At 41.0% G+C, this 23419-nt stretch carries 20 protein-coding genes; 12 read left to right on the top strand and 8 right to left on the bottom strand.

Annotated elements, in window-relative coordinates; translation table 11 throughout:
* Window positions 1–107: 107 nt before the first annotated feature.
* The gene (locus G3R48_RS09005) at window positions 108–2696 is read left to right on the top strand and encodes a penicillin-binding protein 1A (protein ID WP_212593291.1); all 2589 of its coding nucleotides are present in this window, start codon (window positions 108–110) and stop codon (window positions 2694–2696) included.
* A gap of 96 nt (window positions 2697–2792) precedes the next feature.
* On the opposite strand, the gene yjjG is transcribed toward G3R48_RS09005, so the two are convergent.
* The 3 genes from yjjG to G3R48_RS08990 all read right to left on the bottom strand — a co-directional run bounded on the left by yjjG (window position 2793) and on the right by G3R48_RS08990 (window position 5781).
* Window positions 2793–3482, bottom strand: coding sequence for a pyrimidine 5'-nucleotidase (yjjG, locus tag G3R48_RS09000; RefSeq protein ID WP_153664558.1), 690 nt, complete (start codon window positions 3480–3482; stop codon window positions 2793–2795).
* 4 nt (window positions 3483–3486) lie between these two features.
* The gene (locus tag G3R48_RS08995) at window positions 3487–4548 is read right to left on the bottom strand and encodes a phosphotransferase enzyme family protein (RefSeq protein ID WP_212593297.1); all 1062 of its coding nucleotides are present in this window, start codon (window positions 4546–4548) and stop codon (window positions 3487–3489) included.
* Between the two features lie 66 nt (window positions 4549–4614).
* Window positions 4615–5781, bottom strand: coding sequence for a hypothetical protein (locus G3R48_RS08990; protein WP_153664554.1), 1167 nt, complete (start codon window positions 5779–5781; stop codon window positions 4615–4617).
* Between the two features lie 282 nt (window positions 5782–6063).
* Here G3R48_RS08990 and gmk point away from each other — a divergent pair, with 282 nt between their 5' ends.
* From gmk to G3R48_RS08955, 7 genes are all read left to right on the top strand, one after another.
* Window positions 6064–6687 carry a guanylate kinase gene (gene gmk / locus G3R48_RS08985; protein ID WP_153664552.1) on the top strand — a complete coding sequence of 208 codons (624 nt, stop codon included), beginning with the start codon at window positions 6064–6066 and terminating at the stop codon, window positions 6685–6687.
* A 62-nt stretch (window positions 6688–6749) separates the two neighbouring features.
* A complete protein-coding gene (gene rpoZ, locus G3R48_RS08980) occupies window positions 6750–7028 on the top strand; it encodes a DNA-directed RNA polymerase subunit omega (RefSeq protein WP_153664550.1) in 279 nt (92 codons plus the stop codon).
* 13 nt (window positions 7029–7041) lie between these two features.
* A complete protein-coding gene (gene spoT, locus G3R48_RS08975; protein WP_153664548.1) occupies window positions 7042–9147 on the top strand; it encodes a bifunctional GTP diphosphokinase/guanosine-3',5'-bis pyrophosphate 3'-pyrophosphohydrolase in 2106 nt (701 codons plus the stop codon).
* Between the two features lie 104 nt (window positions 9148–9251).
* A complete protein-coding gene (locus G3R48_RS08970) occupies window positions 9252–9635 on the top strand; it encodes a RidA family protein (protein ID WP_153664546.1) in 384 nt (127 codons plus the stop codon).
* 242 nt (window positions 9636–9877) lie between these two features.
* Complete coding sequence (locus G3R48_RS08965; protein ID WP_153664544.1) at window positions 9878–11533, top strand: AMP-binding protein; 1656 nt, start codon at window positions 9878–9880, stop codon at window positions 11531–11533.
* A 315-nt stretch (window positions 11534–11848) separates the two neighbouring features.
* The gene (gene recG / locus G3R48_RS08960; RefSeq protein ID WP_380714211.1) at window positions 11849–13906 is read left to right on the top strand and encodes an ATP-dependent DNA helicase RecG; all 2058 of its coding nucleotides are present in this window, start codon (window positions 11849–11851) and stop codon (window positions 13904–13906) included.
* A 146-nt stretch (window positions 13907–14052) separates the two neighbouring features.
* Window positions 14053–14943: a DUF3014 domain-containing protein gene (locus tag G3R48_RS08955; protein ID WP_153664540.1), complete on the top strand. Its 891-nt coding sequence runs from the start codon at window positions 14053–14055 to the stop codon at window positions 14941–14943.
* A gap of 139 nt (window positions 14944–15082) precedes the next feature.
* Here the strand turns inward: G3R48_RS08955 and G3R48_RS08950 are convergent, their stop codons facing one another.
* From G3R48_RS08950 to G3R48_RS08935, 4 genes are all read right to left on the bottom strand, one after another.
* Complete coding sequence (locus G3R48_RS08950; protein ID WP_153664538.1) at window positions 15083–15529, bottom strand: thioesterase domain-containing protein; 447 nt, start codon at window positions 15527–15529, stop codon at window positions 15083–15085.
* Between the two features lie 8 nt (window positions 15530–15537).
* Window positions 15538–16020 (bottom strand): D-aminoacyl-tRNA deacylase, encoded by a 483-nt coding sequence (dtd, locus tag G3R48_RS08945; RefSeq protein ID WP_153664536.1) that lies wholly within the window; start codon window positions 16018–16020, stop codon window positions 15538–15540.
* A 10-nt stretch (window positions 16021–16030) separates the two neighbouring features.
* Window positions 16031–16603: a hypothetical protein gene (locus tag G3R48_RS08940; protein ID WP_153664534.1), complete on the bottom strand. Its 573-nt coding sequence runs from the start codon at window positions 16601–16603 to the stop codon at window positions 16031–16033.
* A 124-nt stretch (window positions 16604–16727) separates the two neighbouring features.
* The gene (locus G3R48_RS08935) at window positions 16728–17702 is read right to left on the bottom strand and encodes a virulence factor BrkB family protein (protein ID WP_153664532.1); all 975 of its coding nucleotides are present in this window, start codon (window positions 17700–17702) and stop codon (window positions 16728–16730) included.
* Between the two features lie 103 nt (window positions 17703–17805).
* Here G3R48_RS08935 and G3R48_RS08930 point away from each other — a divergent pair, with 103 nt between their 5' ends.
* Together G3R48_RS08930 and G3R48_RS08925 are read left to right on the top strand one after the other, a co-directional pair.
* The gene (locus G3R48_RS08930) at window positions 17806–18036 is read left to right on the top strand and encodes a hypothetical protein (RefSeq protein WP_153664530.1); all 231 of its coding nucleotides are present in this window, start codon (window positions 17806–17808) and stop codon (window positions 18034–18036) included.
* A gap of 17 nt (window positions 18037–18053) precedes the next feature.
* Window positions 18054–18707 (top strand): DUF2959 domain-containing protein, encoded by a 654-nt coding sequence (locus G3R48_RS08925; protein WP_153664528.1) that lies wholly within the window; start codon window positions 18054–18056, stop codon window positions 18705–18707.
* Between the two features lie 339 nt (window positions 18708–19046).
* Here G3R48_RS08925 and glnA read toward each other — a convergent pair whose 3' ends face one another.
* On the bottom strand, window positions 19047–20456 hold the full coding sequence (gene glnA / locus G3R48_RS08920; RefSeq protein ID WP_153664526.1) for a glutamate--ammonia ligase: 1410 nt from the start codon (window positions 20454–20456) through the stop codon (window positions 19047–19049).
* Between the two features lie 473 nt (window positions 20457–20929).
* On the opposite strand from glnA, the gene typA reads away from it, so the two are divergent.
* Entirely contained in the window at window positions 20930–22744 is a 1815-nt protein-coding gene (gene typA, locus G3R48_RS08915; RefSeq protein WP_212593290.1) for a translational GTPase TypA, read from the top strand.
* 164 nt (window positions 22745–22908) lie between these two features.
* On the top strand, window positions 22909–23412 hold the full coding sequence (locus G3R48_RS08910) for a DUF4124 domain-containing protein (RefSeq protein WP_153664522.1): 504 nt from the start codon (window positions 22909–22911) through the stop codon (window positions 23410–23412).
* Window positions 23413–23419 lie beyond the last annotated feature (7 nt).

Here is a 23419-nt window from a genome sequence, read left to right as displayed (position 1 = left end):
TGTTTCAACAATTTACAAATACTATTTCAAGTATACATGTTTTTACTTCAACTAAAACTATCACGCTTATATACTATTGCCCTTATTTAAGTTTTTAGGATTTTCACGTGAAATGGTTTAAACGTCTTCTTATTGCATTTTTTAGCCTTACATTACTCGGTATAGGGGCGATCGCTGCAGCTTACTACTATGTATTACCTGAACTACCTGACGTGAACACGCTTAAAACGGTTAAGTTACAAACACCTCTTAGAATCTACAGCCAAGATGGATTATTGATTTCCCAATTTGGAGAAAAACGCCGGGTACCGATTGAATACGAGGATGTTCCCAAGCAACTGATCAATGCGGTATTAGATACTGAAGACGCTCGTTTTTTTGAACATCACGGTATTGATCCAATTGGTATCATACGAGCTGCTGTTATCTTAATCACAACAGGTAAAAAAAGCCAAGGAGCAAGTACAATTACCCAGCAAGTAGCACGCGGTTTCTTTTTATCTAACGAAAAAACTTACATTCGTAAAATAAAAGAAATCTTTTTAGCATTAAAAATTGAAAAAGCATTAACAAAACAAGAAATTCTAACACTCTATTTAAACCGTTCATTCTTAGGCAATCGTGCTTATGGTGTTGGCGCAGCAGCACAAGTTTATTACGGAAAAGAACTAAAACAATTAACCTTGCCTGAAATGGCAATGATAGCAGGCCTTCCTCAAGCCCCATCTGCAGCTAATCCCATTCGTAATCAAAGGCGCGCAATGACTCGCCGTAATTGGGTATTAAGCAGAATGCTTGAAAAGCGCAACATCACTCAAGCGCAATATGAGCAGGCCAAACAGGCCCCTATTACTGCTAGATATCACGGTGCAGAAATTGACCTATACGCCCCTTATATTTCTGAAATGGCCCGTGATTACATGATCCAAAAGTACGGCAAAGAAGCGGCGTATACCAATGGTTACAATGTCTACACAACGATTTCATCGGACCTACAACGTAAAGCTCAAAAAGCGTTGCGTAACAATGTCTTTGCTTATGACCAACGCCATGGATACCGTGGTGCAAAACAAGTGTTATGGACCGACAAACCATTCACATCGGAACAAATTAAATCCGCACTTAAAGATAGCCCGGTCATTCAAGGCATTACCCCTGCAGCCGTTGTCGCTGTACATGAAAAATCAGCTGATTTTATCACCAAAAATGGCGATTTAATTACCGTTCCGTGGTCTGGTTTAAAGTGGGCAAGAAAGTACATTTCAGATACACGCCAAGGTAGACCACCTAAACAGGCTAGCGAAATATTGAATATTGGTGAACAAACTTGGGTTAGAAATAATGGCAAAGAGTGGCAATTATCCCAAATACCACAGGTATCAAGCGCAACGGTTTCATTAAATCCCCATGACGGTGCAATTGAAACCCTAGTCGGTGGCTTTAGCTTTAATCAAAGCCAATTTAACCGCATCACCCAAGCAAAACGTCAATTAGGCTCTAATATCAAGCCGTTTATTTATGCAGGCGCAATTGAAAAAGGCTATACACTAGCAACGCTCATTAATAATGCCCCGATTAATAAACCAGACACACGACAAGGCACTGCTTGGCGGCCTAAAAACTCACCTGATGTTTATGGCGGTCCAACTCGCTTACGAGTAGGTTTGGCACAATCTATCAATGTTATGTCAGTAAGAACATTGCGCTATGTTGGCATAAACGACACTATCAAAGGTCTCACACGCTTCGGTTTTGAAGAAGACGACTTACCACGTAATGAATCATTAGCTTTAGGCTCACCATCTGTCACGCCATTACAAGTCGCTCGTGCATTTAATACCTTCGCAAATGGCGGCTACCTTGTTGATCCTTATTATATTTCATCGATAACTGATTCCTACGGAAATGTGATTGAGAAAGCCTCACCAACGATTGCTTGTAAGCCTAACCCTGAACCAACGGCTACGTCACCAACAGTCGATAGCAATGATCCTTTTGCTGCAATGTCACAAGAATTATCGGCAATTGAATCTGATTCTTCTCACCTTGTTGATACAACAACTGAACAAGCTGAGTCATCACAAACAAGTCATTTTTGTCAGGCTGATGAGACAAATATTGCCCCGCAAGTCATTACTGAGCAGACCGCCTTTCTAATTACACAAGCGTTAAAAAGTGTTATTTGGGGTGGGGGTAATTGGAGCAAAGGCACTGGTTGGAATGGAACAGCTTGGCGTGCGGCTCGTTTAATTAAACGTCACGATATAGCAGGTAAAACGGGGACAACTAATGAATCACGTGACACTTGGTTTAGTGGTTTTAATCCGACAATCACCTCTACATTTTGGGTAGGATTTGACGACCATAACCGCCAGCTAGGACGTACTGGTTGGCTTGCAGACGGACCTGAAGGACAAATATCGGGTGCTGAAGCCGGCGCTAAAACCGCAGGACCAGGCTGGAATCACTTCATTAATGAAGCACTAAAAGGCACTAAAGAATATCCATCCATTCCGCCGCAAGGAATTGTTAGTGCAAGGATTGATCTCACAACAGGCAAGCTTACCCGTAAAACAGACTACACCACTTCGTTTGAATATTTTGTTGATGGTACTCAACCGACAGAATATACAAATGAGGCACCTGAAACAGACGAGATATTTATTGATAATTCTGATGAAGATTTATTTCAATAAATTAATTGAGCTAGAATAAGCGACTTATTAAATGAGGTTATTATTAAAAATAATAACCTCATTTAAATTAAACACCCTTTTTAATATCAACGGTGCTTATTTTCTTGGACTAAATAACCATTGTTGTAATTGCGCTAAATGATTAACTTGAAATGTAGGATTAATATTGCCATTTACTGCATTTTGATGATTTAACCAACACGTTTTCATACCAGCATTAATACCACCTTGGATATCTGAAACTAGGTTGTCACCAATCATCATTATTTCTTGTGGCGAAGCATTTCCCAATAACTCACGCGCATATTCAAAAATAGCAATATTAGGCTTTGCCACCCCCACCTCTTCAGACACCACTACATGTTTAAAGTATTTATTTAGACCTGTTTTATTTAGCCTTGTTTGCTGTAATTGAGTAAAGCCATTGGTAATGATCCCCATTGAAACATAAGGGCTCACGGCATCAAGTAACTCAACAGCTCCGGGTAATGGTTGGCAGATATCTGCCATCGCACTAAGAAAACCTTCATTTAGCTCTTGTGTTGTGCAAGCAAGCTTATCTGCCCAAACAGTAAACCTTTGGTGTTGAAGAGTAACAGCGTCTACTTCTCCATCTTGGTATTTAGCCCATAATGGTTTATTAAGCAGTTGATATTGCTGAAAATCAGCCTCAGTAAACTGCACGTTATAGCTTGTAAACATACGCTGTAAGCCGGCAAAAGCATCAAAACGAAACAAGGTTTCATCAGCATCAAATAACAACCATTTAAATTGCTCAATTCTCATATCATTACTCAAAAAATACTTTTAAATGAGTTTCTTGTTCCAATAAAGAAGTAAAAATAGTTAGTTGGTTAGCAGCTCGATCTAAATTATGATTAGGTCGATGCGTCGCAAAATACACATCACCATTAATAAAATCGGTTAAAAACCGGCATCCAAGCATTAGCGCCATCGCCTTTAATCCTACCCATAGGCTGTGCTTTTCAAGTGGTGTAATTACGCCATCGAGTTCTTTAATATAGGTTTTGGCAGCGGCTTGGATTATTTCTGGGCGCGCGATGACATTTTCCAATGCCGCCGAGTCTTCTGCTTCAGGAGAGCAAAAAGCTCGTACCATGTCTCCAAAGTCATACATCAGATAACCTTGCATACATGTATCTAAATCGATCACAGCCATACTCGACATATCTTGAGTATTAAACAGCATGTTATTGATTTTGGTGTCGTTATGACAAATACGCAGAGGCAGTTTAGTTTCTAAGTCTTGTATTTCAGTTACCAATTCTGCTTGTTGTAAAATCAACTCAATCCAAGATTGGCATTCAGTTAATCGATTCGCTTTATTGTCACTAACAGCTTGCTTTAATTGATTAATACGAGCAGGTAAGTCAAGGAAGTTAGGAATAACATCGTCAATTAATTCAGGTGATAAATCACTTAACGCCGCAGCAAAATGTCCAAATGCACTCGCCGCCATAATCGCTTCCGATTGATTTTCAACAACTTCAATAGTTTGACTGTTTGGCAAAAAGCTAATCGCACGCCAAAAGCCTTGCTCTTTAAAGTCTAAAAAAGCTTGTCCACTAACAGTTAATATCGGCTTGATCACGTCTAATCGATAGTCATTATTAGCTTTTTTTCTGACTAAATGACCCGCAACACTTAATGCGTTCGCTATTAGTACTTCAGGTTGCTTAAATACTTGGGTATTGATGTTTTGTAGTACTATCGAACGATTGTCTGTTTGGACTAAAAAAGTACGATTAATATGACCATTTCCCAACGGAGACAGTGTTGCATCAGCAAGGCCATACATGGGTAAAACCTGTTGGCGAATAAACTCCATTATTTAATCACCCCGCTGCCATGTTTTGTGCGGGTTCTGATATTTTTCGTCACTATGACTCCCAATCATTTATAGCTCTTTTGCAAACTCAGGCAGGCTCATTAACGCCGCTTGACTGCCTTTTAAATTGAATTTGTAACCACATAAAGTAAAGCTGCCGCGCATGGCAATATCAGTAACAATGGCACGATTATCTAAAGGTGAAAAACGAGCTTCAATACCTGAATCACTCATTAAATCGACGGTTAATGGTCTATAAACATTTTGGTTATTAAACGTCATCTGTTGACAAGCCGACTCACCTTTTGCTGTCGCTAATTTCCATAAGTTATGCGCCTGACCTTCATCTCCCAGCCAGCGAATAATTAAAATATCGGCCTCTTTTACTACCCAAAAACCATCAGGTACTTTTACTGAAATCCGCTTAATGGCTACTGGTTGCACTTCTTTTTCAATTACATTCTGGCCGTTATTGGTAGCGCTTTTACTCCCTAACTGTGAAGCAACATAGCCAATTACAGTTAATATCACAACTGCAATTACCATCGTAATGATGGTGAGCAACAACCGCTTATGGTCACGACACCACAACCCTACTTTCTGCTTTTGCTTAGTAAATGATGGCGTTTGAAACGCAGAATAGTTATTGGAATAAGGCTCACTTTCAAATTGCGATTGTTGTGCAGATGATGTTTCAAATAACGGTTCGGCAGAAAAATCAGTATCCAATGGCTTAGCTGCTTGAGTATTTCCGTCAAGCAATGACGCCTGCGGCTCGTTAGATTGATCATTAGCACTAATAAAAGGGTCTTGTCTTTGCTGCCTATTTTGCACTTTTTCTTGTTCAGCAAGTTTGGGGCCGTAATAACCTTGCACAAAACCGTGCACATTTATTTTACTTGGTTTAACGCCAATCAGTGCCACAAACACGACAAATAAAAGGAAAAATACCCCACCGAACCAAAATGAAATGCCTAACAACGGTATTAATGCAATAAAAATTAATAATAAAGGTGACACGACCATACTCGGTTTAAAACCTTTAATTGCCTTTAAGCGTCGATAGTTTGCACATGCAGCAATGGTTGCAAACCCGAAAGCGACAACCAAACTAAATCCATTTTGATAAAAAATGGCACTACTTAACAATGTCAGTATCAACATGGTGATATTTATAGCGACAAACCGCCAAGCAGTGTCAAAACCTTTAAGGCAGAATAATGTTGAAAACAACATGTTTTTAGTTCCCTTACAGCGAGTAAAATTTCAATACATTCGATGCTACATGGCACCGTTTAACAACTAGGCGAAGTAAAAGCTGAGTAATCGCAAAGCCTACACAACATCATGCCCACAACACCAGTGTCATAGTCTAGAAATGTAGTTTTAACACATAATTATTATCTGTTTATCAATCCAGTGGCCTGCAGCTGACAATCGAGAGTTTGTATAGCCTTAACCTATATGAAGTGACTATAATCAATGCCTATCTTTAATTTATTGAAAGTTGCAAAAAATATGAACGCTCGTGGAAACCTATTCATAGTCTCAGCACCCAGCGGCGCCGGTAAATCATCTTTAATTTCGGCACTCCTCAAAAATAACCCTCAAGACAAGCAAGTTTCGGTGTCTCACACCACTAGACCGCCTCGTCCGGGTGAAGAAAATGGGGTTCATTATCATTTTGTGGCAACCGAAGAATTTAAAACACTCATTGCCGATAACGCATTTTTTGAATGGGCAGAAGTTTTTGGCAATTACTACGGTACTTCTAAACACGTTATTGAACAAACACTTGCAAAAGGTGTTGATGTCTTTTTAGACATCGATTGGCAAGGTGGTGAACAAGTTAAAAAAATTATGCCCGAAGCCATCAGCATATTTATTTTACCGCCATCAAGAACAGAATTAGCGCGTAGATTAACAGGCCGCGGACAAGATGCTCAAGAAGTCATTAACAAACGTATGGCACAGGCCGTATCTGAAATGTCTCACTACAATCAATATGATTTCCTCATCATTAATGACGATTTCGACACAGCATTAACCCAATTTGAGACGATCATCGCCAGTCAACGACTAACCTGTGCTAGTCAGAGCCATGCACAAAATGATATGATTGTTGATCTATTGGCAGAATAAACGCCTTAGTGTACAATTTTGCGTCATTTTTTCACTATAAGAAATAACTGGAGTTTTAAGATATGGCACGCGTAACTGTAGAAGACGCCGTAGAACAAATCGGCAACCGTTTTGACATGATCTTGGTTGCAGCGCGTCGTGCACGCCAAATCGCCGTTCAAGGTAAAGACCCAATGGTTGAAGAGATGAACGATAAGCCAACGGTTATCGCCCTTCGCGAAATCGAACTAGGCTTAGTAACATCTAACACCCTAGATGCTGACGAACGTCAAACTGTGCGTGAACGTGAAGCAGCAGAGATTGCAGCCGTTGCTGCCATCGCTGAAGGTCGTACAATCTAAGGAGTAGCACCACTTGTATCTGTTTGAAGGTCTAAAGGAGTCTGCGTCCAGTTATTTAGAACCGGCGCAATTAGAATTACTCAAGCAGGCCTACAAGGTTGCGCGAGACGCCCATGAAGGCCAAATGCGCACAAGTGGTGAACCTTATATAACCCACCCTGTTGCCGTTGCCCGTATCTTAGCGGACATGCGTCTTGATTATGAGACGCTAATGGCAGCATTGCTGCACGACACCATTGAAGACACTCCCGTGACTCAAGAAGAGTTAGCTGAGCTATTTGGCGTAACCGTAGCTGAGTTAGTCGAGGGAGTCTCCAAGCTAGACAAAATTAAATTTCGCGATAAGAAAGAAGCACAAGCAGAAAACTTTCGCAAAATGATGATGGCAATGACGCAAGACATCCGCGTTATTTTAATCAAACTCGCCGACCGAACCCATAATATGCGGACGCTCGGGGCGCTTCGTCCTGACAAACGTCGCCGTATTGCCCGTGAAACCCTCGAAATTTATGCACCAATTGCCAATCGCCTTGGTATTCATAATATTAAAACTGAACTAGAAGACTTAGGCTTTCAAGCCTATTATCCAATGCGTCATCGGGTAATTAAAGAAGTTGTAAAAGCAGCCAGAGGCAATCGAAAAGAGTTAATCAACAGCATTGAAAATGCAATTGAAACACGACTTGAAGATACAGGCATTAAGGGCACAGTAAAAGGTCGAGAGAAAAACCTTTACTCTATTTATCGTAAAATGAAGAGTAAAGAGCTGCAATTTCAAGAAGTCATGGATATCTATGCCTTCAGAGTGATCGTCGATACCATTGATACTTGTTATCGAGTATTAGGTACTATGCATGGCCTTTACAAGCCCCATCCAGGTAGGTTTAAAGACTATATTGCTATCCCTAAAGCCAATGGTTATCAATCATTACATACCTCTTTATTTGGCCCTCATGCTGTTCCTGTTGAAGTGCAAATACGCACCGAGGAAATGGACCACATGGCCGACAAAGGGGTTGCTGCCCACTGGATGTATAAAAGCAGTACTGACGCGTCACAACAATCAACCACTCAAGTTCGCGCCCATAAATGGATGCAAAGTTTATTGGAACTGCAACAAAGTGCCAGTAGTTCATTTGAGTTTGTTGAAAACGTTAAGACAGAACTCTTCCCTGACGAAATATACGTTTTCACACCTGAAGGACGTATTTTAGAACTACCAGTCAATGCCACTCCTGTTGATTTTGCTTATGAAGTGCATACCGATGTGGGTAACACATGCGTGGGGGCACGAGTTAACCGTCAAGCTTATCCATTAAGCCAGCCGCTAATTTCAGGGCAAACAGTTGAAATTATTACTGCAAAAGGGGCAAGACCCAATGCCGCTTGGCTAAACTTTGTCGTAACAGGCAAAGCCCGTGGCAAAATTCGCCAAGTGCTTAAAAGCTTAAAAGGCGACAACGCGGTTGGTTTAGGTAAACGCTTACTCAATCATGCTTTAGGTGATAAAGATCTTGATGATCTTCCAGCCGAACAGATTGAACGTGTAATACAAGATACCAAGCATGATGATTTAAATTCATTACTTGCTGATATTGGTTTAGGTAATGCAATGAGTATTGTTATTGCTCAACGTTTATTAGGCCAAGACTTACAATCTAACGACGATAAAGACACTAAGGTTATGCCTATTAGAGGCGCTGAAGGTATGTTGGTAACTTATGCCAATTGTTGTCGTCCTATTCCTGGTGATGCCGTTATCGCTCATGTGAGTCCGGGCAAAGGTCTTGTTGTACACATGGAAAATTGTGCCAATATTCGCGGTTACCAAGGCGAACCTGACAAATATATTTCGGTTCAATGGGATAATGTTGAAGGGCTTGAATACCATGCCAACTTACGAGTTGAAATTGTAAACCACCAAGGAGCATTGGCAAAAATCACTTCAATCATTGCCTCTGCTGACTCAAACATCAACAACATTAGTACCGAAGAGCGCGACGGCAGGATCTACCTCATCAACCTGCGTATTTCAGTAAAAGATCGCGTCCACTTAGCCAATGTTATGCGCCGAATTCGAGTATTACCGGAAGTCTTGCGCACCTCAAGAAATAGATAATATAATCAATATTTAGCGACGACCTTCGTACATGAGAGTTCGTCGCTAAATGTATATTGGTCGTCACGCTGTCACCATCCCTATCGAATTTAAGAGAGAAAAACATGGCGCAGAAAATAATTATTGCAACCGACAAAGCACCTCAAGCTATTGGTACTTATTCACAAGCCGTACGCGTAAATAATACGGTTTACCTTTCAGGTCAAATCCCGTTAGTTCCAAGTACAATGACGATGGTAAGTGACAATTTTGACCAACAAGTTGTTCAAGTATTCGAAAACCTAAAAGCGGTGTGTGAAGCTGCTGGCGGTAGCTTAGAAGATATCGTTAAACTCAATATCTTCTTAATCGATTTATCGCACTTCACCACCGTTAATGAAATCATGAGTCGTTACTTTACCCAACCTTATCCCGCGCGTGCTGCTATAGGTGTTAAACAGCTCCCTAAAGACTCATTGGTTGAAATGGACGGCGTAATGGAGCTATAAAACTCTCCAACTTAATGCCCATCACCAATAAAAGGCGCCCGTTGCGCCTTTTTTGCGCTTAATCAACAGCAAAGTGTAGAGTTTTTGCTCAAAAATAGACTGGCATCTAACGTACAACCTGTTAAGTTAGTGTGAGCTATGTCATATTTAGTTAAGATTAAAGTTTGCGACAGATCACAAAATTAATCATACTAATTTTAGCCATACTCCGATAAATAACTATAAATAACATGGAATTGTCGATGGAAAACGTGATTAAAAACCCAATAGAAATGCTGTCTCATTGGGTAGAGACACAAGGAGATAACGTTTATCTTCGCCAGCCAATTAATGGCAAATACGTCGAATTTACTTGGAAGGAAGTCCAACAACAAGTATACCAAATAGCTGGTGCACTTCGTCACCTTGGGTTAACGCCCGGTGATAAAGTCGCCATTTTGTCTAAAAACTGTGCTGAATGGTTTATCACCGATTTAGCACTGATGCACGGCGGTTATATTAGTGTTCCTATTTACCCTACCGCCAATGCTGACACCATTCGCTATGTCATCGAACACAGTGGCTGTAAAGCTATTTTTTCAGGCAAACTTGATCATTGGGCAGAACAAGAATCTGGCGTCGGCGGCGACTTATTGCGTATTGCAATGCCTTACGACACCATGCCAAGTCAATATTCTTGGGAGCAGCTACTAAACTTAGCGCCACCGTTAGTTGATTCGCCAACCCCAAGTCCTGAGCAAGTAATGACCTTAATTTATACCTCAGGTTCAACAGGCAAACCTAAAGGTGCCATTCAAACATTTGCCGCTTATGCATGGACATGTAACGCCGTCGTGCGTGACTTAAAAACCGATACTCAAGAACGCCTATTATCTTACCTGCCTTTAGCCCATATTACTGAACGTGTTGCGATGGAAGGATCTTCTTTTTATTCTGGTTCAAGTGTGGCTTTTGTTGAAAGCCTTGATAGCTTTGTTGAGGACGTACAACGTTGTCGCCCAACAGTATTCTTCTCCGTACCTCGTTTATGGACCTTGTTCCACTTAAACATTGTCAACAAAATTGGCGAGAGCAAGTTAAACCTATTATTAAAAATCCCAATCATCAGCAGCATTGTAAAGCGCAAAATTCATCAAGGACTAGGCTTAGAGCATTGCCGACTTCTTGGGTCAGGCAGTGCACCGGTGCCAGCAACGTTACTAGAATGGTATCGAAAAATTGGCTTAAATATCAGTGAAGCATGGGGAATGACTGAAAACTGTGCTTACTCAATTATTAACTATCCATTTAACTCCGCCAAAATAGGCACGGTAGGTCGAGCAATTGAAGGCTGCCAAGTACGCCGCACAGATGAAGGTGAATTGTTAATAAAAAGCCCAGGCTTAATGCAAGGTTATTACTTGCAAGAAGAAGCAACTGCAGCTGCCTTTGATGAAGAAGGTTTCTTCTTTACCGGTGACTTATGCGAGATTGACGAAGACGGCTTCATCAGTATTACTGGCCGAGTAAAAGACAACTTCAAAACCTCTAAAGGTAAATATGTTGCGCCAGTGCCCATTGAACGCAGATTAGCTCAAGACACTCATTTAGAGTTAATTTGTGTTATTGGCTCTGGTTTACCTCACCCTGCGGCATTAGTACAGTTATCAGAAGGCGCATCGAAACAACCACGTGAAGAAGTCAGAGCATCGTTAAAAGCAACGCTTGATAGTGTGAACCCTAACCTTGAGTCACATGAACATGTTGATGCAATGATTGTCACCAATGATGCTTGGACAGTAGAAAATGACATATTAACCCCTACGTTAAAAATTAAACGTCATGTTCTAGAAAAGCAATTTAATGGCAAAGCTGAAGGTATTCGCGGTGCTAAAGTCGTCTGGGAAGACGAAATTTAATCGCCTCTTTCTGTCTAATTGAACATACCGCTTAATGCGTTCACGCGGTATGTTCAATTTCTATTTTTAACGCAACCTCGATGCTCATCGGCACAAAACAGCTCATCCCTTTAACATCCATTACCGCACTTACCACATAGCTTAATTCACAAACTATTCGTGCAACACCTTTATACAATGATTGTTTATAAGCAACATCCTGCCGAGATAAATTCCTTTTTGTAAACCTTGCCAATCAATAAATCTCTGATAAGATAAAAACACATGTATATATTTACAGTAATCGGATATAAGTAATTGTTGCAGCTTGCTCTCATGCCAATAACCGAGTTAAAAGGTGTTGCCAAAAAAATGGCTGAACGCTTAAATAAACTCGGCATAAAAACCGTGCAAGATATCTTATTCCACTTACCATTAAGATACGAAGACCGCACTCAGATTTACCCCATTGCCGCATTACAATATGGCGGTTACGGCACCATTGAAGGTGAGATTCAATCGACCCAGATTATGCCCGGTCGCCGGCGAATCCTCACTTGCACCGTCCGAGACAACAGCGGTACACTCACACTGCGTTTCTTTAATTTTTCCATGTCACAGCGCCACGCCATGGAAAATGGCGCCATGATTCGCGCCTACGGTGAAATACGCAGAGGTAAGCACCAAGCTGAAATTATTCATCCTGAATACAAAATAATTCAAGCTGGTGACAGTGCACCATTAAGCGAAACGCTCACACCAATCTATCCAACAACCGAAGGCTTAAAGCAAGCGAGTTGGATTAAATTAACCAATGAAGCATTAGCGTTATTGGCACAAGGTGGCCTGACAGAACTGCTACCGAGCCACTTGCACCCGAACAATTTAAGTTTGCAGCAAGCATTAACTCTGGTTCATCGCCCACCAAGCGACACCAACCCAATATTGTTTGAGCAAGGCTCTCACCCGGCACAACAACGCCTTGTCCAAGAAGAATTGCTAGCCCATAATTTAAGCATGCTAAAACTTCGTGCCCGCGGTCATAAAGATAATGCAACTGCGATTGCTGGCACCCAACAACTCATTAAACCATTTCTTAGCGCACTGCCTTTTCAACCTACTGCAGCTCAAAATAGGGTAGTAGGCGAGATAAATATCGACTTAAACCAGTCCCATCCCATGATGCGTTTAGTACAAGGTGATGTCGGTTCAGGTAAAACACTGGTGGCAGCATTAGCCGCCCTCAAAGCCATAGAAAATGGTCATCAAGTGGCATTAATGGCCCCAACAGAATTATTGGCCGAACAACACGCCAATAACTTTAAAGATTGGTTTGAACCGCTGAATATAAAGGTAGGTTGGTTAGCTGGAAAATTAAAAGGCAAAGCCAGAGCCGAGTCATTAGCTAATATCGCTGATGGTACAGCACAAATGATTGTAGGGACCCATGCCATTTTCCAAGAGCAAGTTCAATTTACCAAATTGGCGCTAATAATTATTGATGAACAACACCGCTTTGGAGTACATCAACGTCTAGAGTTGCGCGAAAAAGGCATTAAACAAGGATTTCATCCGCATCAACTTATTATGACTGCAACGCCAATCCCAAGGACATTGGCCATGACAGCATATGCTGACTTAGACACCTCGATTATTGACGAGCTTCCACCAGGACGCACCCCCGTATCAACAGTAGCGCTACCTGACACAAGACGACAGCAAGTAATTGATCGAGTGAGAAAAGCCGCTCTTGAAGGCAACAGACAAACTTACTGGGTATGCACCTTAATTGAGGAGTCTGAAGCCCTTGAGTGCCAAGCCGCAGAAGACACCGCACAAGAACTCATTATTGCTTTGCCTGAATTAAAAATAGGCTTAGTTCATGGGCGCATGAAAAGCGCCGAAAAGCAGCAAATAATGGCTCAATTTAAAGCTGGCGAACTACACTTATTGGTTGCTACCACTGTTATTGAAGTTGGCGTTGATGTTCCTAATGCCAGCTTAATGGTCATCGAGAACCCTGAACGCTTGGGGTTAGCGCAATTACATCAGCTTCGTGGCCGTGTTGGGCGTGGCAGTGTCGCCAGTCATTGTGTATTAATGTATAAAGCACCACTTTCACAAACTGCAACTAAACGTTTAGGCGTTCTACGCGACAGTAATGATGGCTTTGTCATTGCACAAAAAGATCTCGAAATTCGAGGTCCAGGTGAAGTGTTAGGCACACGCCAAACAGGTTTAGCCGAGTTAAAAATTGCTGATTTGGTACGAGATCAACATTTAATACCTAATATTCAAAAACTGGCCGTCCATGTTAATCAACAAGTGCCAGAACACGTCGATGCATTAATCCAGCGCTGGCTTGGCGATAAAGAACAATTTGTTCAAGCATAATCATTTAGCGGGAATAACTGCCCAGAAAGTGATCGAGATTATATATTATTAATTAACTTTGCTTACCTCTAGACAAGCACCAGTAAAGTTGCAGAATAAGTAGAGTCCCCTTTGACAAAAGTGTCATAAAATTAAAAGGAAGTCGTATGCAAGCCAACCAAGATGACCGAGCGACACCAGTGCCGTCATCAAACACAGGCAATAACCTTGCACTGATTATTGCAGCAATTGTAATCGCACTTATTGCGGCTTATTTTTATTTTGCCAATAAACTAGACTCACAACCTCAGCCAATAGAAATTGCACCTGTACAATTACCCGCAATGGCTCCAGAAAAACCAATAGAGCAACAACCTATTGAAGAAGTTATTCCCGAGCAACCTGACGTTGATGTCGCACCAGTGATACCTGCAACAGAACCAGAAACGGCGCAATCAACACCAGAACCATTACCACTACTCAATGCCTCTGATGATTATTTAGTTCAAAAAACCACAGCAGTTGCTGATGGCATGGATATACAGCCACTTGTCATTAAAAAAGACATTGCGCGACAATTTGTGGTGTTTGTTGATAACCTAGCCCAAGGCGAATTGATCCGCAAAGCGAGTCCTTTAAAAGCCCCTGAAAGACAATTTGTCGTCAGCGATGTCACCAACAAAACGTATCTAAATCCAGATGGATACCGCCGTTATGACATTTATGCCAACTTTATCAGTGAACTTAGCCCAAAAGCATTAGTTGCGACTTATGAACAAACAAAACCCTTGTTTAAAGAAGCATTTGAAGAACTAGGCTATGGTAACAGCATTAATTTTGATGAGCGTATGCAGCAAGCATTTAGTCAAATATTAAACGCGCCTATCATTGAAGATCCAATTGAATTGTCAACCATCAGCGTTAACTACCAATTTGTTGACCCACAACTTGAAGCATTACCAAATGCACAAAAATTAATGATAAGAATGGGTCCTGAAAACACCAAAAAAATTCAACATGCCATTCGTGTATTACGTCAACAAATGCCAAATAACTAATGGTTTGTCGTTCGCCCCTAGCAAAGACCCACTTGCTAATAACGCATAATAAAAAGCGTTAATCCATAAAAAAATAAAGCCACTTTTACAGTGGCTTTGTTTTTTATAATCAGCTGTATGCAGTTTTTATCAACCTAAGTTAACTTGCCTTTGGCAAACAAACATATCGACCAGTAAAGCTCACGCATACCTTGCCTTTGCAGATAAGCTCAACATTTAAATTAACCCTAATGCGTTTACCGCGTCCTAGCGCATCAACTTGTGTATCTAATGGCCAACTCACCTTAGCAATGGCATCTTCTGACACTGGTTGATGGTATTTAATGCTTGCATCGGCAAGGACAATATCGCCAATAATGTTTTTCTTCTGCAAGGTAAGCCAGACCAAGCCCCATCCGGTTAATGTCATTAAGGTATAAATACTGCCAGCAAACATCGTTTGATGGAGATTAATATTCGGACTCAGTGGCGCAGTCACGCATAATTGCTTATCAATAAAACTGATAGGCTTAACCTGCATAAACTGGCTTAGCGGTATTGTGTCATACCAAGTCTGTTGCAACTGTTGTAAAAGTTGAGCAGCCATAAGTCACCTTAAACCGTCAAATTAAACGTCACAGGCCCATCATTAACTAACGCCACCTGCATATCTGCACCAAAGCTTCCTGATTCAGTTTGCACCCCTAAATTATTGCACTCTTGCACAAATGCTTCATACAAGACTTGGGCCTTATCTGGCGCCGCGGCTTTTGAAAAACTTGGGCGTAATCCTCGCTGAGTATCAGCCGCTAAAGTGAATTGTGACACAACCAATAGCTTGCCGTTAACCTGCTGTACATTCAAATTCATTTTGCCATTTTCATCGCTAAAAATACGATACTTAATGACTTTAGCCGCCAGCTTTTGCATGCTTTGTTCATCGTCACACGCTTCAACGCCAAGCAGCACCAATAACCCAGTATTAATACTGCCAATTGTTGCAGTTGTAGCAATGTCTTGCTGATGAGTACCATCTAAAGCCGTGCCAACTGCCACAGTGACACTGGCTTGCTTTACTCGTTGTATTAAAGCTATCAAAGTATTCCTCTTAAATTCCTTGTGGGTGTTGCATCAAAGGTAAAGGCTTAATTAATTCTTCGGTATTTTTGGGGAAAGAACGCCCAACTTGACGCAAACCTTCATCGGTCCAAAGCATGAAACGGCGTAATTCTTCGAGATCAATCTTTTGCACGAACGTAGCTGCACTTTGAACTTGAATAATAGCGCCGTTTTCACGGATCAAAAATTTAGCAAAGTTGAGTTTTTGATTAAGCTGACCAATGGTCAATAACAAATCTTTACTACCATGAAGTTGTGGATGCACCGCGAAATAGCGATTGGCTAAAATTCTATCAATGCCTTTATCATTCATGTTTGCTTGAAGCACAAATTGTTGCTCACCAAATTGAATCGCAACCCGATTACTCCCTACTTTTTCAACTAAATAGTTGGCTTTAAGTAATGACAAATACAGCTGATTTGCTGCTTGTTCATTATCCATCCCAGTCATATCAATCGCAGTAGGCACCACTTGGGTTTGACTATCAGTAATAGATTCATTGTTCGTTGTTGCACAAGCCGTTAGACCTAACATGCAAATAACCAGTAAGCACTTTTTCATTATTATTCCTTATAAATGACGGTCGAATCCGCCTAACTTGCGTGATATAGATTAACAACCTAAATCACTTCCTTTTACCTAGACTTCAAGGCTTTGACTTTGCAGCATAATTACCTCAACGCCCTTATGAACCCTGTTTTTTTGACATTGAGTTAGCCTCTACTGTTGCTGAGATATTTTGGGCGGTATGGGCGGTATCAGGAATCGCAAAAGGCGATGCCACCTGAGCAGTAACGCCCTTTTGTTTTTGTTCAGCAATCGCTAAATACTCGGGAATGGACGCAGTTATTTCGGCACCAAAGAGCACAATTAACCAAGACAAATACACCCACACAAATAAAATTGGGATGACGGCTAATGCGCCATAAATGGCTTCATAACTGGGGAATTGCGTCACATAAAAAGCAAAGCCTTTTTTGCCTGCTTCAAACAACACCGCAGCAACAATAGCGCCTAAAAGCGCATGCGAAAAATAAACCTTTTTATTAGGGACAACAGTATAAAGCAGCAAAATAGATGCCACAGAGAACAACATTGGTAGCCGCTCAACCAACCAAGTAACAAACCCAGATAAGTCTGAGCCACTGAAAAATTGCAATGACACCACATATGACGTTGCGACCAAACTGGCACCCACTAAAACTGGACCTAGGGTCAATACCATCCAATACATTGAAAATGACACCACATATGGGCGTTTTTCTGTTACCCGCCAGATATTATTGAGCCCTTTATCAATGGCAGATATCAATAAAATCGCAACCACACCCAGGGCGATAATCCCCACAAAAGTGCCCTTAGAGGCATTACCAACAAACTCGTTAATATACACTTGCACTGTATCGCCCGCAGCAGGTAAGAAATTGTTATAAATAAAATCTTCTATTCTCCCCCTAATGCCTTTAAATACTGGGAAAGCAGAAAGCATCGACATGGTGACTGCCACCATTGGCACAAGAGACAGTAATGTCACATAAGCTAAGTGCCCAGCACGAATATTAATTTGATCGTCTTTTAATCTTTGCTTTAAATACATTAAAAACTGCCAAAATCTTTTACCAACATGCTGGTAAGCGGCCACATCAAATTTAAAGGCCATAGTCATCCTTTGTTTTATCTAAGAAGTGAAAAACCATTGGTATTCACGGTGCAACTTCGTACAATGTTATAACATAATTTGCACGATTTAAGGGAGTAGATTCATGTCACAACAAGGTTCTGCCGGTAATATCCTTGCAGCATTAGCAAGTGTATTTTGGCCCGGGTTAGGACAATTATTACAAGGTCGCATTTTTATTGCGATTATCTTTTTTTGCGTCACTGTTGTTGGTTATTTTTTCTGGGCGTTAATCGTCCCCTTTATTATTGCGGCACTATTCCATTTATGGAGCGTAATTGACGCCGCAAAATTCAAACCGACTAGTCAATTGTAAACAAATAGGAACTCACAATGAAAAAATGGATTTCACTAACCGTACTTAGCGGTGTGCTTGTGCTTAGCGGTTGTCAAAGTGCCTATTACGGCGCAATGGAAAAAGTCGGTTATCACAAACGCGATATCATGGTTGACCGTGTTCAGGATGCAAAAGAGTCTCAAGAAGAAGCGCAACAACAATTTAGTTCTGCACTTGCTGAAATGCAGGCGCTATTAGCGTTTGATGGCGGTGACCTAGAAACCGCATACAATAATGCCAAAGACGAATACGAGTCAGCTCAGGCAGCTGCAGATGATGTTTCTAACCGAATCGACAAAGTTGAAAGTGTTGCCGAAGCATTGTTTGATGAGTGGGAAACTGAAATCCAACAAATCAGTAAAGCTAGTTTACGCCGTAATAGCACAGAAAAATTAACTCAAACTCAGCGCTCTTACCGTTCATTGGTAAAAAGTATGCGCCGCGCAGAATCAAAAATGCCACCCATATTAACGGCAATGAAAGACAATATGCTGTATCTAAAGCATAACCTTAACGCGCAAGCCATTGGCGCAATTAAAGGTGAGTTTGCTATCCTTAAAACGGATATTTCAAGCCTTATCACTGAAATGAACAAGTCTATTACTGAATCAAATCAATTTATTGAAGCAATGGAAAGCTCATCTTCATAATGCATTTACTGTCGCGTAACTAAATAACTTAAACCGTTAAAGCTTGCTTTAGCGGTTTTTTATTACCTCAAAATCAACATAGCCTACTTATCGACTAAAACATCATTAAGTGCATAACTTACAAATGCTTAGCTTTATTTATTGACCGCCGAGATTAATAACTAGCAACTAAAGGCATACAATAACGCTATGCGTAAAAGAGATATTGCTGACTAATTGGCTTTTGGCTTTTGGCTTTTGGCTTGCAAGAACGTTAGCAAATAAGGCAATAAAAAAAGCCCCAACATGACTGTCAGGGCTTAATGTTAATGAGCAGTAAGCTGCTAATTAATCACTACATTATAGGCTGTAGTATAATTGGAATTCCATTGGATGAGTGGTGCGAGAAACTTGCTCACACTCATCAGTTTTAAGGGTGATATAAGACTCAATAAAGTCTTTAGTAAATACATCACCTTTAGTTAAGAATTCATTATCTGCAGCTAGACATTCAAGTGCATTTTCCAATGAAGTCGCAACTTGAGGGATCTCAGCGGCTTCTTCTGCTGGTAAGTCATACAAATCTTTGTCCATTGCATCACCAGGGTGGATCTTGTTTTGGATACCGTCAAGACCAGCCATTAATAGTGCAGAGAACGCTAAGTATGGGTTAGCAGTTGGATCTGGGAAACGTGTTTCAATACGACGTGCTTTAGGGCTTGGTACCACTGGGATACGGATTGAAGCACTGCGGTTACGCGCTGAGTAAGCAAGCATAACTGGCGCTTCAAAATGAGGCACAAGACGCTTGTACGAGTTAGTACTTGGGTTAGTGAATGCGTTCAAAGCACGAGCGTGCTTGATGATACCACCGATGTAGTAAAGCGCTAATTCACTTAAACCTGCGTATTTGTCACCAGAGAATAAGTTAACACCATCTTTAGCTAAAGATTGGTGAACATGCATACCGCTGCCGTTATCACCAACAATTGGTTTAGGCATAAAGGTTGCTGTTTTACCAAATGCATGAGCTGTATTATGAACAACATACTTCATGATTTGAATTTCATCTGCTTTGTTTGAAAGCGTATTGAAACGAGTTGCGATTTCGTTTTGACCCGCTGTTGCAACTTCATGGTGATGCGCTTCAACAACTTGTCCTAATTCTTCAAGAATTAAACACATTGCACTACGAATGTCTTGTGAAGAATCGACTGGTGCAACAGGGAAATAACCACCTTTAACGAAAGGACGGTGACCGGTGTTACCTTCTTCATAGCTAGTGCCTGAGTTCCAAGCGGCTTCTTTGTCGTCAATTTTAACAAAGGTGCCTGACATGTCAGTACCGAACTTAACATCATCAAATAAGAAGAATTCTGGCTCTGGACCAATTAATACTGTGTCAGCAATACCTGTAGACTTTAAGTATTCTTCTGCTTTTTTCGCAATTGAACGTGGGTCACGGTCATAACCTGTCATTGTTGCAGGTTCTAGAATGTCACAACGAATTAAACCAGTAACGTGTTCAGTGAAAGGATCTAAAAGAAATGAAGATGCATCTGGCATTAATACCATGTCAGATTCGTTAATGCCTTTCCAACCGTTGATAGATGAACCATCAAACATTTTACCATCTTCAAAGAAATCTTCGTCTACTTGGTGAGATGGAATTGAAACGTGCTGCTCTTTACCTTTGGTATCGGTAAAACGTAAATCAACAAACTTAACTTCTAGTTCTTCAATTTGTTTTAATATTGATGCAACTGACATTCGTAAGCCTCCGGTAGGGTAAGGGTTGTCCCTTAAAATAATCTTGTGTTCGTCAGACTAAATAAAATTGGTCTTATTCCGAATTTGCTCTAACAAAGCGAGGATCATGCCAACATCACAAGTTAATGAAATTAAACAATTTAAAAATAATTACTTGTTGCTGCAAGGCTGCTTTGCACAAATTCAGTGCACCACTATGCTCCTTGATGGTGCAAATGTCCATTTGGGTGCAGCGCTGTTTTAATTAAATTTTTAACATTCATCACGCTGTCACCTTAGATGTCGACAATGGTGGTTATTTCAGCATAAACCGCTATTTATTGTTTATTTAGTATAAAAAACGAAGTGTTCAAAAATAATCCTATCTACTGAAGCCTCGCTGGAGTAGAATGGCACGCTTTTTTATAGAGACTATACTCATTTAGTTTTTATAAAGTCCTATTTTTTATTTGATGGTATTAGAGGTTTTATCCGTGTTAGAGAATTTACGTAACATCGCCATTATTGCTCACGTTGACCATGGCAAAACGACCTTGGTAGACAAGCTATTGGCTCAGTCAGGCACCCTTGAAAGCCGAGGCGAAGCCGCAGAACGTGTAATGGATTCTAATGATCTTGAGAAAGAACGTGGTATCACCATTCTGGCTAAAAACACTGCCATCAAATGGAACGACTACCGTATTAACATCGTAGATACTCCAGGCCACGCCGATTTCGGTGGTGAAGTAGAACGTGTTCTTTCTATGGTCGATTCTGTTTTACTCTTAGTTGACGCAGTTGATGGTCCAATGCCACAAACTCGCTTTGTAACTAAAAAAGCATTCGCTCAAGGTCTTAAACCAATCGTTGTGATTAACAAGATTGACCGTCCTGGCGCACGCCCTGACTGGGTTATCGACCAAGTATTTGATTTATTCGATAACCTAGGTGCAACTGATGAACAGTTGGATTTCCCTATCGTATATGCTTCAGCATTAAATGGTTTTGCTTCTTTAGATCCTGATGAAACAAGCGAAGACATGACACCACTTTTCCAAACAATTGTTGAAAAAGTTTCTTCACCAGATGCTGATGCTGAAGGTGATTTCCAAATGCAAATTTCTCAAATCGATTACAACTCATATGTCGGTGTTATCGGTATTGGTCGCATTAAGCGTGGTAGCATTAAAACTAATCAACAGGTGACTGTTCTTGGCGCTGATGGCAAAACTCGTAACGGAAAAATGGGTCAAGTTTTAGGTTACATGGGCCTTGAACGTCATGAAGTTGAAGAAGCTAATGCTGGTGATATTGTAGCGATTACCGGTCTTGGTCAACTACAAATTTCAGACACTATCTGTGCTCCAACAACAGTAGAAGCGCTTCCTGCATTGTCTGTTGATGAACCTACATTAACAATGACTTTCCAAGTCAACACTTCTCCTTTCGCTGGTAAAGAAGGTAAATACGTAACCTCACGTAATATCCTCGAGCGTCTTGAGCAAGAATTAGTACATAACGTTGCATTACGTGTTGAAGAAACTGATTCACCAGATCGTTTCCGTGTATCAGGTCGTGGTGAGCTTCACCTTTCAATCTTGATTGAAAACATGCGTCGTGAAGGCTACGAGCTAGCTGTATCTCGTCCAGAAGTTATCGAAAAAGAAATCGATGGCGAAATGTGCGAACCATACGAAACGCTAACTGTTGACGTTGAAGAAGAACATCAAGGTGCGGTAATTGAAAAATTAGGTACACGTAAAGGTGACATGCGTGACATGCAGCTAGATGGTAAAGGTCGTGTACGTATCGACTTCGTTATCCCTAGCCGTGGCTTAATCGGTTTCCAAACTGAATTCATGACTGCAACTTCTGGTACAGGTCTTATCTACCATTCATTCGACCATTACGGTCCAGTGAAAGGCGGTGATATTGGTCAACGTGCTCGCGGTGTGTTGATTTCTAACGCAACAGGTAAAGCACTGACTTTCGCATTATTTAACCTTCAAGAACGTGGTCGCCTATTTATTGGTCATGCCGCTGAAGTATATGAAGGTCAAGTCGTTGGTTTACACGCTCGTGCAAATGACTTAACCGTTAACTGTTTGAAAGGTAAGCAACTTACAAACATGCGTGCATCAGGTACTGATGAAGCACAAGTACTGACTCCACACATCGAAATGACACTTGAGCAAGCGCTTGAATTCATCGATGATGATGAATTAGTAGAAGTAACACCGGAAAACATCCGTGTTCGTAAGCGTTACTTAACTGAAAACGAACGTAAGCGTCACAACCGTGGTTCTTAATCATTTTAAATGATGAGAAAAACCCGCTTAGGCGGGTTTTTTTATACCTTAAATATTCATTACACACGCTCGATATGACAAATAAAGGCGACTTTATATGCAAGGCTGATTTTTATCACAGAAAAGACTAGTATAACCAAATGATAATATTACAAGGGATCAACATGCGGCTCATCATTCTAATCACCCTGCTTACCTTGAGTTTTAGCAGTTTTGCTGCCGTTTATCGCTGGGTAGACGAAAATGGCAAAGTACACTACTCAGACGAACCACAATCCAATGCTTCTGAAATGGAGCTCAATAAAAACACCCAAAACACCATCTCAATTAATCCGCCAAAATTACTCAATAACAATTCCAACCAAACCAACAGTAATATCAACTATAGCGTGGCGATCCTCAGCCCGAGTGAAGAGGCAACAATACGCAGTAATACCGGCACAATTAAAGTATCGGCCAGTATCAGCCCCAGATTACCGCAAGGCGCCTTTTATACTTTGCTTTTAAACGGACAAATTAAGGTACAACCTCAGGCATCTAGCATGTTCACGCTAAGCAATGTCGATCGGGGGGAACACACCATCGTGGTGAATGTCGTGACCCAAAACGGCAAAGTCCTTGCATCTAGTTCTCCAAGAACGATTTTTCTTCATCGAGCCTCACTGTAAGATGTTA

The organism is Shewanella intestini, from assembly GCF_018221465.1.
In the GTDB taxonomy this organism is placed as follows: domain Bacteria; phylum Pseudomonadota; class Gammaproteobacteria; order Enterobacterales; family Shewanellaceae; genus Shewanella; species Shewanella intestini.
Note: the sequence above shows the minus strand (reverse complement) of the source record. Positions and strands in the feature narration are given on the sequence as shown.

What these genes read in the sequence shown, in the direction of transcription:
- G3R48_RS08965 (WP_153664544.1), top strand. Translation starts at nt 9,878, where the DNA reads ATGGAAAACGTGATTAAAAACCCAATAGAAATGCTGTCTCATTGGGTA.
- glnA (WP_153664526.1), bottom strand. Translation starts at nt 20,456, where the DNA reads ATGTCAGTTGCATCAATATTAAAACAAATTGAAGAACTAGAAGTTAAG.
- G3R48_RS08935 (WP_153664532.1), bottom strand. Translation starts at nt 17,702, where the DNA reads ATGGCCTTTAAATTTGATGTGGCCGCTTACCAGCATGTTGGTAAAAGA.
- rpoZ (WP_153664550.1), top strand. Translation starts at nt 6,750, where the DNA reads ATGGCACGCGTAACTGTAGAAGACGCCGTAGAACAAATCGGCAACCGT.
- G3R48_RS08930 (WP_153664530.1), top strand. Translation starts at nt 17,806, where the DNA reads ATGTCACAACAAGGTTCTGCCGGTAATATCCTTGCAGCATTAGCAAGT.
- G3R48_RS08950 (WP_153664538.1), bottom strand. Translation starts at nt 15,529, where the DNA reads ATGGCTGCTCAACTTTTACAACAGTTGCAACAGACTTGGTATGACACA.
- G3R48_RS08910 (WP_153664522.1), top strand. Translation starts at nt 22,909, where the DNA reads ATGCGGCTCATCATTCTAATCACCCTGCTTACCTTGAGTTTTAGCAGT.
- G3R48_RS08990 (WP_153664554.1), bottom strand. Translation starts at nt 5,781, where the DNA reads ATGTTGTTTTCAACATTATTCTGCCTTAAAGGTTTTGACACTGCTTGG.
- yjjG (WP_153664558.1), bottom strand. Translation starts at nt 3,482, where the DNA reads ATGAGAATTGAGCAATTTAAATGGTTGTTATTTGATGCTGATGAAACC.
- gmk (WP_153664552.1), top strand. Translation starts at nt 6,064, where the DNA reads ATGAACGCTCGTGGAAACCTATTCATAGTCTCAGCACCCAGCGGCGCC.
- G3R48_RS08925 (WP_153664528.1), top strand. Translation starts at nt 18,054, where the DNA reads ATGAAAAAATGGATTTCACTAACCGTACTTAGCGGTGTGCTTGTGCTT.
- recG (WP_380714211.1), top strand. Translation starts at nt 11,849, where the DNA reads ATGCCAATAACCGAGTTAAAAGGTGTTGCCAAAAAAATGGCTGAACGC.
- G3R48_RS08955 (WP_153664540.1), top strand. Translation starts at nt 14,053, where the DNA reads ATGCAAGCCAACCAAGATGACCGAGCGACACCAGTGCCGTCATCAAAC.
- G3R48_RS08970 (WP_153664546.1), top strand. Translation starts at nt 9,252, where the DNA reads ATGGCGCAGAAAATAATTATTGCAACCGACAAAGCACCTCAAGCTATT.
- G3R48_RS08940 (WP_153664534.1), bottom strand. Translation starts at nt 16,603, where the DNA reads ATGAAAAAGTGCTTACTGGTTATTTGCATGTTAGGTCTAACGGCTTGT.